Here is a 12,433-nt window from a genome sequence, read left to right as displayed (position 1 = left end):
GGATAGTCGGCAGTGACGCGGTCAATCCGGTGCTTTGCTCTCGCGAGAAATCGCCGCTTCCAGCGCCTGGCGCATCGCTTGAATTGCCCCACCGATGCGCTCGCCATGGCGTAGCAGGCTGCCGCCCAGCAGATAGACCACATCCTCGCCATACATGGCGTGCATTTCCGCGGCCCGTTCAACGCTCATGCCGCCGCCCGGACTTGGCAAAATAGGCCGGCCGATGCCATCGGTGTCGCGGCACTGCTCGGCAATGTCCAGGCAGTCCGCGCGACTGAAACTGAAACGACCGCCGATATTAGGAAAAATCGAAATATCCGCGCCGGCGAGCCGCATGATGGCGCCAAAGAGTACGCCGTGGCTGAAGCCGCTGTCAGACGACAGCACATGGGAACCGAGCAGGCTCGGATGGGCCATGAGTGGCAGCTGAATCTCCGGGTCTTGCGACAGGCGACGCAGCAGATCGAAGCCCAGGAGCCCCGGCATCACCAGCAAGCCACCCGCGCCGGCGGTGCGGGCGAAGCGGGCCTGCTCCATCAGGGTCTCGTGCGGGCCATTCAGATTGGCGAAATACAGGCTCGCGCCGCCGGTCTCGGCATTGGCACGCGCCACCGCTCGGCCGATCTGCTCGCACCGCGCCTGAAAGGGCGCGCTTGGCTGATTGGCTAGACCATGGTCCTCCTTGATGATGTCGGCGCCGGCCAGGGCGCAGCGATAGGCGATAGCGGCCAGGCTCTCGGCCGTTGCGCCCTGGGGCTTGATCACCGCCGCGATCAGCCCGCCTCTTGGTCGCTTGACCAGCGCCCGCAAGCCCGTGATGCCAAAGGCCGCGCCGGGAAACTGTCGGCTCAAGGTCTCGCCGAGCCTGAATCCCACCACCTTGAGCCCGGGTTGCAGCGAGGAATTGCCAAAGATCACATTCAGCAACTGCGGTAATTCCCCGCCGATGCTGTCTGGGCTGTAGGAAAGGGTGGCGCGGAAGCGGCCCCCATTCCCGGCATTGGTTTCAGTATCGGCATCGGGTTCGAGCGCCTCGATCCGCCCGACGATGGTCTCGGCGATGTAGCCCTCGGGCACGATGTCGGCCGGAATCTCAACCGTCTGCTCCAGCGCGATGTCGGCGGCGCGCGCGCGCGCCTCCGCGAGGCTGGCGGCGGCGATCCCATAGGTCACTGTCAAGCGCGTGTTTATAGGGCCTCCGCCTTGGCGTCGGAATGCACCGCATCCACTCGCGCGGCCTCCAGATCGGCCTCGCTCACGCCAAAATGCTCGCCAAGCAGTGACTCGACCGCGCCGACCAGGGCCATGGCGTTCAGGCCGTAGTAGCGCAGCAGATAGGCCCGCGAGCCGCCGTGGGCGAAGGTGTCGCGCAGTCCCAGGCGCCGCAGGGGCTTGCCAACGCCATGATCGGCCATGATCTCGGCGCACAGGGAGCCGATGCCGCCCTCGATGACATGGTTCTCCAGGGTAATCACGCCATGCTGAACCGAGGCGATCTGATCGAGCAGGGCGTGCGCGTCGAAGGGCTTGATGGTGTGCAGATGCAGGTGGCGAATGGACACGCCGGCATGCGCAAGCGCCGCGCGGGCGCGCAGGGCCTCCTCGGTGGCGATGCCGGCGGTCAGGACCAGGATGTCGCTCCCTTCGCTGAGCACCCGCATCTCCCCGACCCGAATGGGCGTGGCGAACAGCCGTGGTACCAGCCCGCGCAGCACCCGGCAATAGACCGGGCCGTCAATCGTGTCGGCCGCCGCGCATAGGCTTTCGACCTCTGTGGCATCACCGCTTTCCAGGATGGTCATGTTCGGAATGGAACGCATCACGGCGATGTCTTCGATCGCCTGATGGGTCATGCCGCCAGGCGTGGTCAATCCGGGCAGAAAACCCATGAGCCGCACTGCCCGGCGCGGGTAGGCGACCGAGGCGATGAGTTGATCATAGGGGCGGCGATAGAGAAACACCCCGAAGCTGTGAATGAAGGGCCGAAAGCCGGCGAGTCCAAGCCCGCCGGCGAAGCTCATCAGGTTTTGTTCCGCCATGCCAAGAGATAGAAAACGCTCCGGGTGGCGGTCACGAAAGCCGTCGATCTCGCACGAGGAGGTCAGATCGGCCGACAGGCAGAGCACCTCCGGATGGGCAAGCGCGTGGGCCTCGAAAGCGGCGGCATAGGGGCGGGCAACCATTTCGACCATGGCGTCAGTCTCCCTTCGCGGCGGTTGTCGCAGGGCTGGTCTCCTGCCGCCCTGGCTGGCTGGAGGCCGGCTCAGCATTGAGTCCAAGCTCGGCGGCAATGGCCCGGCGCATGCTCTCGCGCTCGTCCTCGCTCTTGAAACGCACATAATGCAGGCGTGGAAAGCGGCTCTTCAAACTCGGCATGCCTTGATAGGGGCAGGTGCGCGCGAGAATGATCAGCGGGCGCCCTGGGTGCGGTGTTTGCGCCGCCACGCGCATGGCGGCGAGATCATGGCCATCGATCTCCACCGCCACGGCGCCGAAGCTTACGAATTTCGCCTTCAGGTCACCGACATCCATGACCGCGCTCATGGCGCCATCGCACTGCTGGGCGTTGACATCCATGATGGCGTAGAGGTTGTCGATGCCATGATGCACGCAGCTCTGCACCGCCTCCCAGGTCTGGCCTTCCTGCACCTCGCCATCGGACATGAACACCCAGACCGCGCCGGTCTCGCCCTTGCGCCGCCGACCCCAGGCCAGCCCGGCGCCGGTTGAGAGCCCGATGCCCAGGGTTCCATTGTGTACCTCCATGCCAGGGGAATGCTCGGCACCGATCATTTCCACCGAAGAGCCGTCCTGGTTGAACTGATCCAGAGCTTCCGGCGCCAGGCGGCCAACTTCGATCAGAGCGGCATAGGCCACCAGCGCATAGTGGGCCGGAGCGATGAAAAGGCGATCGAGAGAGGGCTCGGCGGGGCCATGGTAGCCCGCGCCGGTGCGATAGGCATGGTTGCCGGGCGCCGGCACCCCGGCAAAAGGCAGCGGTACCGGTGGCAGTGTGGGCGCGCCGAGCCGAAGCTGTTCGTTATACAGCCAGGCGAGTTGTTCGGCCGCCGAGCAGGCCTGGCTCAGATAGCCGCCGTTGTTACGGATGCTGTGTTCAAACACCCGGCGGCGAATGCCAAAGGCCAAGGCTTCGGTTGATTTATCTGTGTTCATACAGACAGATAGAGGATTAGTTGTTGGTTGTTGGTTGTTGGTTGTTAGTGAGTTACCCTGGTTTGCGGGCGGCCTGAGTGACGATCAAGGCCTAACAAAACCGCAATTCGCTCAGCCTTCCTTCCGCAAGGCGGCGATGGTTTCGCTGTCCAGACCAGTTTTACGCGCGATGGTGTCATCATCAAGCACATCAAGCAGGTTGCGCGCGGTGTCGAAGGAGTTTTTCAGATCGCGATAGTATTTCAGGCTGTCCTCGTAGCTTTGCAGTTCTTCGCGGGTGAAATTGGCGATCTTGGCGACCTCGAAGAAGCGCTCGAACACCTGCTCGCACAGGGCGTCGGGCACAAGGTCGAGGCGGTCGAGATGCTTGATGGCATAGAGCCATTTGTCTGTGTCTTTCTATCCTCATCAAACACAAAATCCAAAATGCCGATGGTATAGACGGCATTGAGGCGAAAGTCCCTATCGCCTTTCTTGGCTTGCTGCTGGATGGGGAAGGTGGCATGGAAAATACTGCGGTCCTTGAAAAAGTTCTACTTGGCTTTTTGCAGTTCGACGATGAATTTTTCACCGCGTTCGTTCTCGCAGTACAGATCGAAAATCGCCTTGCGATCCACCGGCGTGCGGCCGAGTTGCTCGTCTTTCAGGTAGGTGAGATCGACAATCTGGCCCTGTTCATGCTGCAGCAAGGCATTCAAAAAGTCCCGCAACAAGTCCTTGTGCGATTCTTCGCCAAACAGGCGTTTGAAGCCATAGTCGGTGAAAAATTAACGTAGTGATCCGTCAAATAGGTCATCCAGGCTCGCTCCTGATTGAATCTGGTGCCACATCGGGCCGCGCCGGCTCATGGCGCAAGTCAGAATGCGGTGACTGAGGCGACAGATAGGGCAAGGCTCACCGACTTATGGGTAATGGCATCTGAATGCATCGTAAAAACTGGCCTGCTAAAGCGATCATCGTATCGATAACGACTAATGCTCCACCGAGCGGACCGCTCGTGGCTCAATCGACTGGCGGCGGGAAGCGCTCCACCACCCAGACCGGCAATTTGGCTTGATTGGCATGGTAGAGCGCGTCGGATTCCACCAGGATCAGCACCAGCACAGTGACCATCACCGGAAGGATGCCAGCACCGATGATGAGTGCAATCACAGCCTCCTTCATCATCCCGGCATAAAAGTAAGCGACCCAGCCAAGCACGCAGACCACTAGCAACAGGCTCAGCATGATAATGAACAGGCGGCTGCGGCGCGCACAGAGTTGCCAGTGGCACATCACATACCAGGGATCGCGCGTTCGTGACAACCTTGCGCGCCATAGGGTATAGCCGAGAAGCATGAAAGAGATGGCCGGAATCAGGGCCATGACCCAGGGAAAGCTGCCGGCAATACCGCCTGCGGCAATCGCCATGAGGATATGGTTGCCAATCAGGTTGGTCAAAAAGATTTCGTGCGGCACATTTGCCCGCTTAATCTCCGCGCGCGAGATATCAAAGGTCTTCATTGAAAATGATGCCAGGTCCGAATTGTAGAAATGCAATGATAAAAAACACCTAGACAGTGTTTTAAAATCTTTTTTATGTGTAAATTAATCCTCCCTCCAGCCACATCAACAAGGGTGTCACCGCGAATATCTTTGGGTCGGTCAGGAATCACCAGCCTAGGCTCCCGCGCGCTATCCTCCAAGAGTCTCAGGATGAGCCCCTCCGGCACTGGCATCCCCTCCACGGCCAGCGTCCCGGCTGGATCGGCCAGCAACCGCTCGTTAAAGATGTGGGTCAAAATCGCCGTGAACCTCCAGTTTTACTAGTGAATGCCAAGGCAATACAAATCGAGAATCTTCTTCAGACCTGCACCACTGATGGGTTTGACCAAAAAGTCATCGACACCGAGTGCCTTGGCTTCCTTCAGGTTATCACGGGTCGCGACGCCAGTTACCAGCGCAACGAAGGTGCTTGGCGACCACTCTTTGATCTGGCGTAAGGCGCCCAGTCCGTCGCGACCAGGCATGTCGACATCGAGCAGCACCAGATGGGGCCGATGCTGAAAGAATTGAGTGATCGCCTGCCCACCAGAACTGGCGAGCAGGACGGCGCCGACCCCAAAACGGTAGAGCAAACGCACGATGGCTTTTTGCGTCGGTGGCATGTCGTCCGCGACCAGTATTTCGGCATCGCACAAAGGCGCGAGTTCGCGCGGCGCCATTTGCATGCCGATCGCATCCTGACTCGCGGGATGCACCGGCGGTTTTGCCTCCAGGCCGGAAATGCCTGCCGTTGGAAGGCGCTCATCGCCACCGATTTGACGCCAACCACAGCGGTGAAGAATATCGATGCGATCAGGTTCATTGATGATCTGACCACGGAAGGCCAAGGGCGTGCGATCCGCCAAGTAGAGATGGTAGGGCAATGCGCGCCCGCGCACGATATCCTGAGGCTGCGCGGGCTTTACAGCGAATTTCATCATCAATGACTCCTCCGAGGATCTTGACGGTGGCTTCAACCAAGGGCTGGATCCTGGTTGCTTGGGGAGACCCGAGCGTAGTCCTTCCCATATAACCCTTGGTCTTTTGCCTTGGACTGTGGCCCAAGCCTACTGGGCTGGCCTAAACTCAGGGGTAAATTTCTGTAAAGATCACGCGAGGCGGACTCCCGACCAGACATCACCTGAGTCATTTGCGGCGAGCCCAGGCCACGCCCTCATGTGGTGCGCAAGAATCATGAAAGCCAGGATCCTGATCATTGAGGATCATCCGCCATTGGCACGTGCCATGCGCCGAGTGCTGCTTGCCGATGGCTATGGGGTGGAATGGGTCTCGAGCGGCGCGGAATTCTGGCGTCGCTACCGCGCGCAAGGTGCCGATCTGGTGTTGCTGGACCTCAATCTCGGCGCCGAGGATGGGATGGACATCGCGAGGGATCTGGTCGCGAACACCCCGGTTGCGGTGATCATGGTCACGGCACGCGGCAAGACCGAGGATCGCATCCAGGGACTCGACACCGGCGCCGATGACTATCTGGTCAAGCCGGTGGTGCTGGATGAATTACGCGCCCGCATCCGTGCCGTGCTGCGACGTCAATTCGGCGCCGGTGAGGATCGGATTCAGATCGGTCCGGCCATCCTGATGCTCACCGCCCAGACCCTGCTTTGCGAGGAGTCCGCGCGGTCGCTTGAGTTGACCGCGGCGGAGACCAAGATCCTCGCCCATCTGATGCGCCGTGTCGGTCGCGCGGTCGACCGCGATACCCTGCTCGACGGCCATGTCTGGGAGCCAGGTAATCGCACCGCCGATGTTCATGTCGGGCACATTCGCGCCAAGCTGCGCTCCGCCGGCATCGGCTGCTTGCGCATTCACCCGGTTCGCGGTATCGGTTACCGGCTAGACGTTGTCAGAAACTAAAAACCCTTTTTTGCATCTAGCCCATCATTTGCCGCCAGGGCGGCGGCCGCCTTTACCCTTCTTTACTTGTCTCGGCCAGCCACTGATGGTTCCATGCCGGGGACCGGCAGGATTGACTCCGTGCCGCCAGTTGTCGCCGTGCCGTCAACCCTTTGACGTCAAACCCGAGACGCCCCAAGACCACGCGGACCGCACGACCGGCGCGATTCATTGCACTACCCGGGACGGGTATCCCCGGATATTGGACAAGGGGCCATCAGGGTCCAGGAAGGTTGAGATGCGAGTCTTGTGCCTTGACGATGATCCGCGCATGGCGCGGGTACTGACGCGTATGATCGGCGCGCTCGGCCATGAGTGCCGTTTTTGTTCATCGCTACCAGAGTTCAAGGCCAGCGCCATGCTCTGGCTGCCCGACCTGCTGGTGCTCGACCTCGGTCTTGGCCAGCACACGGGACTGGATGTCATCGCCTGGCTGACGCGGCTGCCGGTCGCGCCTCCCGTGCTACTGGCATCCGGTTTCGGTACCGATGTGATGGACACCGCGCGGCGCTTTGCCCGCGACAGCGGTCTTCAGGTGATTGGGCAGGTCTCCAAAGCCAACCTGGCCAAGGAACTGCCTGAAGCCTTGCGCGCTGACTGGCCATCCACCTCCCAACCAAGCACGAAGACAACGCTCGACACGCCCATCAGCGTCGAGTTACTTCGCGACCGCATTTTCGCTGGCGCCATCGAGCCGCGTTTTCAACCCATCGTCGACCTTCAGACCGGTCACATCCGTGGCGTGGAAGTCTTGTCCCGCTTGCGACTCGCGGACGGAGGCTTGCTCCCGCCGTCGCGGTTTATCCCACTGGCGGAAAGCAGCGGGCTAATATCTGCTTTAACGCAGGCCCTGATCGCGCGGCTGATCGAGATGAGCGCTCGGCTCGATGCCCTGTCAGTTCAACATCTGGGGCTCAATCTGTCCTGGAACAGCCTCAATGCCGGGGAGGCCGAGGCGCTGATTTCACCCCTAGTGTCCGCCCTCGCCGACGGATGTCATCTTGACATCGAACTGACCGAGACTGTCTCGCCCGCGAACCTGCAGATGTTGCGGCGCACCGGCGCCGAACTGCGCTTGCTCGGCGCACGCATCGCCATCGACGATTTTGGCACCGGCTACTCCTCGGTGCGCAATCTCGCCGAACTCCCGGTCGATGTGCTGAAGATCGACATGAGCTTCGTGCGCGAGATGTTCGATTCGGCCAAGGGCCTGGCGATCCTGCGGGGCATTATTCATCTCGGCCATGATATCGGCCTTGAACTCATCGCCGAAGGCGTCGAGAACCAAGACCAACGCCAAGCTCTGGTCAAGGCCGGGGTCGGGTATGCCCAAGGGTTTCTATTCCACCCACCGATGAGTCTTTCACATCTTGAAGAGGTTCAAGGGCCGCCATCCCGAGTCCAGCCTGCATCAGTCGGCGCGGCCCTCTCCCGCGTGCTCGCGGCATGAGCCGCCCGTCACCGGCACCCGAGGTCAGCCGCTGGCGCCAGCTCGGTTTGCAAGGACTGGCCACGCTCGCGCTGGCCCTGGTCGCGGAGGGCGCCAATTCCGTGCCCATTCCACTCTTCTTTGGCGTTGACTTGCTGCCGGGTTCAATCATCGCCTTGATCGCCTTGGTTTGGCTTGGCACCCTTCCCGCGCTGGTGGTAGTAGCGGCCGGCGGGCTGATGACGCTCCCGCTGTGGGGCCACCCCTATGCCCTGATCATCTTTTCGGTGGAGATTGCCTGCGTCGCGGCCGTGCGTGATCGCATCCACAGCCGCGGCGGCAAACAACCACCGCTGCCAGTGATTGATCTGGGGTTCTGGCTGCTGCTGGGCATTCCCATGGTGCTGTTTTTTTACCACCAGGCGCTTGCGCTGCCCTGGGAGCAAACGCGGCTGATTGCCATCAAGCAAAGCCTGAATGGCGTGCTGAACGCGGCTGTGGCGGGGATTATGCTGTTGCTCGTCGATGTGCTGCGGCGCAAGCGCGCCTCTGTGCGTTTGGCTGATCTGGTTTTCAACGGATTGCTGGTCGCCGTAGTGCTACCCGCCCTGTTGCTGGTGCTGGCGAACAATCGTCAACTGATCAGCGAGCTTGAGGACCGCGTGACCGAGCATCTCGGGCTCTTCGCGCGCTTGAGCGAGGCGGAGTTGCGCAGCGGCCACTCCACCGCCGAGTCGAGCGGGCAACAGCTTGGCCACCTGACACGGGCACTGGAATCTACCTTGCCGGCTGGAAGCGCGCTCGCCGTGGAACTGGTGCCGCGTCGCGAGGTGGATGCCGCAAACGAGACCCCGGGCTTGCACTTGCAGCCCGCAACGGACCCGACGCGGTCGCGGATGCAAAGCTTCCGCGGCGGACGCTACCACTGGATTCAGCCCTTGGCGACTGACTTGCCCTGGTCGCACCTGCGCGTCAGCCTCAATGCCGCGCCGGTCATTGACGAGGCGCAGGCACGCACGGCCGACGCCATGTTGTTGCTGGCGCTGATCGTACTGTCAACCCTTGTCTTGACTGGTCTTGGCAGCCGTTGGACGGATCGCGCCATCGAGCGCTTGCTAAACGCCATTGCCCGGGTTCCGGTGGCCGCGCGGCATGGGGCGCCTTGGCAGCTTCCACCCACCGGCTCACTGGAGGAATGGGATCGCCTGCGTGACAGCATTCGCGGCATGGCCAGTTCGCTGCAGCAGATGCTGCGCGAGGTGCGGGATGAACATCAAAAAGGCCTGGAGACACTCGCTCGCCTGCGGGAACAGGATGCCTTGCTAGCGCGCGCGGAGCAGATCGCCGAGTTGGGAAGCTGGTCGTTTTCGCGCCAGGAGCATGAACCCCAGGACGCTAAGCGCCAGTTGCGGTGGTCAGAGCAACTCCATGCCATGTTGGGTTACGCGCCCGGTGATGTCGAGAGAAGTTGGCCGGCACTGTTCGCGCGTCTGACCGATGTCGACCGCCAGGCATTGAAACGCGGTCTGCGCGCCTTGCTTGATCAGAGTCAGGTGGTTCTGCACTTGGATGTCCGGGTTGCCGCTCCAGGACAGTCTATCCGCGTTCTCGAGACCTATACCCGGGCGGTGCGGAATACCGCGGGTCGGTTGCTCGGACTCGAGGGTGTCGGGCTCGACGTGACCGAGCGGCGCGCGATCGAACGGGCGCTTGCCGAGGAGAGAAGATTCATCGCCAATGTGATCGCCGGCACCCGCCTGGGCACCTGGTCCTGGTACGTTCAGATCGGCAAGGTCAAGTTCAATGAGCATTGGGCCGCGATCTGCGGCTATACGCTGGCGGAATTGATGCCCCTGTCCATTGCGACCTGGCGCCGGCTCGCGCACCCGGATGATCTCGAGATCAGCGATGTGCTAATGGACTATCACCTTCGCGGCCATGTGGATCGCTACGAATGCGAGGTGCGCATGCGCCATCGCGACGGACACTGGGTCTGGGTGCTGGATCAAGGGCGCGTAGTGGAGTGGAGCAGTGACGGCGAGCCCCTGATTGTCGCCGGCACCCACACGGACGTCAGCCAGCGCAAGGGAGTCGAGCAGCGCATCGCCGAGCGCGAGGCCTTGGAACAGGAATTGGTGGCCCTGGCCGCGTCCTTGGTGAATACCACGGCGAACAACTTGGATGCCGCCATCAATGCTGCCTTGCAGCGCATTGGCGCCTTCTGGCGGATTGATCGCAGCTATTTGTTCCTGCTCGACGCTGCCGAGCAGCGCATGAGCAACACCCACGAATGGGTGGCCGATGGCGTCGCCCCCATGATCGACATGTTGCAGCAGCTTCCGATTGATCTCTTTCCAGCTGCCATGAACCGGCTGGCAACGAACCAACCCGTGGTCTTGCAGGATATTCACAACCTGCCAGATGAATGGGCCGGCGAGCGGGCCATTCTTGAACCTCAAGCCATTCAATCGCTGCTGCTGATGCCCCTGCATTCGGCCGGTCGCTTGCAGGGATTTGTTGGCTTCGACGCGGTGAGCGCGCCGCGCCGCTGGTCCGAAAGCGAGTTGCGCTTCCTGCGGGTGTTCGCCAATCTGCTCGCCAGCGCGCTCGGGCGTGAGCAATTCTACGCCGCCTTGCGTTTAAGCGAGGAACGACTCGCGCGCTATAGTCGGCAGCTAGAGGAATTGATCGCGGTCTCGCTGCATCAATCCGAGGCCGCCGATCAGGGTGAGCGACTGCTCGAACTCGGTCGCGTCAGTCTCGGCGCGGTGGCCGGCAGTTTCGGTACGCTTGACACAGAAAAGCACTATCATCCCCTTTTCATGGCCGGCACCCAGGCCGCGGCGACTGCCACCGCGCTGGGCGCGGCCTCGCTGTCTCCGGATAACCGGCAAGCTGAAGCCCTTCGTCTGCTGGGTGCGTCGGAACTGCCCGCGGCAGCGCGTGCGCATGGCATCGACAGCGCCTTGGTGCTGCACATCCCGACCAACCCGGATACGAAAGGCGAATTTTCTTACCTATTGGTACTCTGCCACGCCGATGCCCGCGCGGGGGTGGCGAAATTGGAGCGCCAGTTGCTGCAACTCATCGGGCAGCGCCTGGCGGGAATTGAACGCCACCGGCGCATTCAGCAGGATTTGGTGACCGCGCGCGAGCGTGCGACCATCGGCCATCTGGCCAGCGGCATCGCGCATGATTTCAATAACCTACTCGGTGCCATCGATGCCAACCTCTGGTACCTCAATTCGCATCTGCTCATGCCGGCGCCGGATTCCGAAACGGCCGAGATCCTGCAGGAAACCATCAGCGTCCTCAATCATGCCAAGGTAATCACCTCCGGCCTACTGTCGCTGAGTCACCACGGCGGCATCCCGCTCGCCGAGGTCGTTCTGAGCGAGACCATTCCCGAGCTGGCGCGCATTCTGAGCCAAATCCTGCCACCGAGCATGACCCTCGAGGTGGCGGTGGAACCGCAGCTGCGGGTACTGTCGAACGGCGCCTTCCTGCAGGCTGCCTTACTCAATCTGGCGATCAATGCCCGCGATGCCACCGGCGGTGATGGCCACCTGCGACTGATCGCGCGTCGGCTTGCCCCTGGGACCGAGCGCGCGGTTCGCCTTGGTCAACGCCCAGTGGGTGATTTAGTCGAGATTCTGGTCGAGGATGATGGTTGCGGCATGGACGCGCCGACACTGGCGCGCATCTTTGAACCATTATTCTCCACAAAATCCGCGCAACGTGGTCACGGCTTGGGCCTATTCATGGTGCAGGAATTTTTCACCCGCACCAAGGGCGCACTCGCGCTGGAATCGACGCCGGAGATCGGCACCGCCTTCCGACTGCTGCTGCCGGCGGTGGCTTCCCCCAGGCAAGCGGCTGTTGATTGCGACAATGCCTTACCCAAGGCATCGCCTCAACAGGAGATCCGCTCGATCAATGACATCGGCATTCCGCGCGTGGTGGTGGTCGACGATGAGCGCTCTGTGCGCGAAGCCGTCGGCCGGCTGCTAACGGCGCATGGCATGGCTCCGGAACTGGCCGAGCACGGCGCCGCGGCCCTGGAGCGTCTCAAACGCGCGCCGCCCGTCGATCTCGTCCTCACGGACTACGCCATGCCCCGGCTCGACGGGATTGGTCTGCTGCAACGCATCGATCAGGAACACCCGGACCTGCCGGTGATTTTCATGACCGGGGAGACCCTGGAAAGCCTGCGCGAGAAGGCGGCCAGCGCATCCTCGAGATCTCCACGCATTCTGGCCAAGCCGCTAGACGCGAACTTGTTGTGCCAGGCCATCCGTGCCGCGACCTCGGCACGGGTCGCCGACTAATGACACAATTGAAGGTTTCGCTCGGTCTTTGGCCGGACGCATCTCGGCTCGCGGCAGCCAGCAG

At 61.8% G+C, this 12,433-nt stretch carries 11 protein-coding genes; 4 read left to right on the top strand and 7 right to left on the bottom strand.

Features of this window, described 5'->3' with window-relative positions:
- Positions 1 to 21: 21 nt before the first annotated feature.
- The 5 genes from Thiowin_RS07650 to Thiowin_RS07630 all read right to left on the bottom strand — a co-directional run bounded on the left by Thiowin_RS07650 (position 22) and on the right by Thiowin_RS07630 (position 3,665).
- A complete protein-coding gene (locus tag Thiowin_RS07650) occupies positions 22 to 1,173 on the bottom strand; it encodes a RuBisCO large subunit C-terminal-like domain-containing protein (RefSeq protein ID WP_328988029.1) in 1,152 nt (383 codons plus the stop codon).
- A gap of 14 nt (positions 1,174 to 1,187) precedes the next feature.
- Complete coding sequence (locus Thiowin_RS07645; protein ID WP_328987149.1) at positions 1,188 to 2,192, bottom strand: transketolase family protein; 1,005 nt, start codon at positions 2,190 to 2,192, stop codon at positions 1,188 to 1,190.
- A 4-nt stretch (positions 2,193 to 2,196) separates the two neighbouring features.
- Positions 2,197 to 3,174, bottom strand: a complete 978-nt coding sequence (locus Thiowin_RS07640; protein ID WP_328987148.1) for a transketolase — start codon at positions 3,172 to 3,174, stop codon at positions 2,197 to 2,199.
- Between the two features lie 111 nt (positions 3,175 to 3,285).
- Complete coding sequence (locus Thiowin_RS07635; RefSeq protein WP_328987147.1) at positions 3,286 to 3,519, bottom strand: hypothetical protein; 234 nt, start codon at positions 3,517 to 3,519, stop codon at positions 3,286 to 3,288.
- Positions 3,417 to 3,665 carry a hypothetical protein gene (locus Thiowin_RS07630; RefSeq protein WP_328988028.1) on the bottom strand — a complete coding sequence of 83 codons (249 nt, stop codon included), beginning with the start codon at positions 3,663 to 3,665 and terminating at the stop codon, positions 3,417 to 3,419. The genes Thiowin_RS07635 and Thiowin_RS07630 overlap by 103 nt, the downstream gene beginning before the upstream one ends.
- 12 nt (positions 3,666 to 3,677) lie before the next feature.
- On the opposite strand from Thiowin_RS07630, the gene Thiowin_RS25555 reads away from it, so the two are divergent.
- Complete coding sequence (locus Thiowin_RS25555; RefSeq protein ID WP_456243448.1) at positions 3,678 to 3,950, top strand: hypothetical protein; 273 nt, start codon at positions 3,678 to 3,680, stop codon at positions 3,948 to 3,950.
- Positions 3,951 to 4,176: 226 nt separating this feature from the next.
- On the opposite strand, the gene Thiowin_RS07620 is transcribed toward Thiowin_RS25555, so the two are convergent.
- Positions 4,177 to 4,677 (bottom strand): hypothetical protein, encoded by a 501-nt coding sequence (locus Thiowin_RS07620; protein ID WP_328987146.1) that lies wholly within the window; start codon positions 4,675 to 4,677, stop codon positions 4,177 to 4,179.
- Between the two features lie 302 nt (positions 4,678 to 4,979).
- Positions 4,980 to 5,639 carry a response regulator transcription factor gene (locus Thiowin_RS07615; RefSeq protein WP_328987145.1) on the bottom strand — a complete coding sequence of 220 codons (660 nt, stop codon included), beginning with the start codon at positions 5,637 to 5,639 and terminating at the stop codon, positions 4,980 to 4,982.
- 253 nt (positions 5,640 to 5,892) lie between these two features.
- Here Thiowin_RS07615 and Thiowin_RS07610 point away from each other — a divergent pair, with 253 nt between their 5' ends.
- The 3 genes from Thiowin_RS07610 to Thiowin_RS07600 all read left to right on the top strand — a co-directional run bounded on the left by Thiowin_RS07610 (position 5,893) and on the right by Thiowin_RS07600 (position 12,369).
- Positions 5,893 to 6,573 carry a response regulator transcription factor gene (locus Thiowin_RS07610; RefSeq protein ID WP_328987144.1) on the top strand — a complete coding sequence of 227 codons (681 nt, stop codon included), beginning with the start codon at positions 5,893 to 5,895 and terminating at the stop codon, positions 6,571 to 6,573.
- 277 nt (positions 6,574 to 6,850) lie between these two features.
- A complete protein-coding gene (locus Thiowin_RS07605) occupies positions 6,851 to 8,062 on the top strand; it encodes an EAL domain-containing protein (protein WP_328987143.1) in 1,212 nt (403 codons plus the stop codon).
- Positions 8,059 to 12,369 carry a PAS domain-containing protein gene (locus Thiowin_RS07600; RefSeq protein ID WP_328987142.1) on the top strand — a complete coding sequence of 1,437 codons (4,311 nt, stop codon included), beginning with the start codon at positions 8,059 to 8,061 and terminating at the stop codon, positions 12,367 to 12,369. Before Thiowin_RS07605 ends, Thiowin_RS07600 begins: the two co-directional genes overlap by 4 nt.
- Positions 12,370 to 12,433: the final 64 nt, after the last annotated feature.

Origin of the sequence: Thiorhodovibrio winogradskyi (genome assembly GCF_036208045.1) — a bacterium.
In the GTDB taxonomy this organism is placed as follows: domain Bacteria; phylum Pseudomonadota; class Gammaproteobacteria; order Chromatiales; family Chromatiaceae; genus Thiorhodovibrio; species Thiorhodovibrio winogradskyi.
The sequence above is the reverse complement of the archived record's forward strand: the minus strand, read 5'-3'. Positions and strand labels throughout refer to the sequence as shown.

Excerpts from the sequence above, each read along its gene's own strand:
- Thiowin_RS07620 (WP_328987146.1), bottom strand. The coding sequence starts at position 4,677 with ATGAAGACCTTTGATATCTCGCGCGCGGAGATTAAGCGGGCAAATGTG.
- Thiowin_RS07645 (WP_328987149.1), bottom strand. The coding sequence starts at position 2,192 with ATGGTCGAAATGGTTGCCCGCCCCTATGCCGCCGCTTTCGAGGCCCAC.
- Thiowin_RS07640 (WP_328987148.1), bottom strand. The coding sequence starts at position 3,174 with ATGAACACAGATAAATCAACCGAAGCCTTGGCCTTTGGCATTCGCCGC.
- Thiowin_RS07600 (WP_328987142.1), top strand. The coding sequence starts at position 8,059 with ATGAGCCGCCCGTCACCGGCACCCGAGGTCAGCCGCTGGCGCCAGCTC.
- Thiowin_RS07605 (WP_328987143.1), top strand. The coding sequence starts at position 6,851 with ATGCGAGTCTTGTGCCTTGACGATGATCCGCGCATGGCGCGGGTACTG.
- Thiowin_RS07615 (WP_328987145.1), bottom strand. The coding sequence starts at position 5,639 with ATGATGAAATTCGCTGTAAAGCCCGCGCAGCCTCAGGATATCGTGCGC.
- Thiowin_RS07610 (WP_328987144.1), top strand. The coding sequence starts at position 5,893 with ATGAAAGCCAGGATCCTGATCATTGAGGATCATCCGCCATTGGCACGT.
- Thiowin_RS25555 (WP_456243448.1), top strand. The coding sequence starts at position 3,678 with ATGGAAAATACTGCGGTCCTTGAAAAAGTTCTACTTGGCTTTTTGCAG.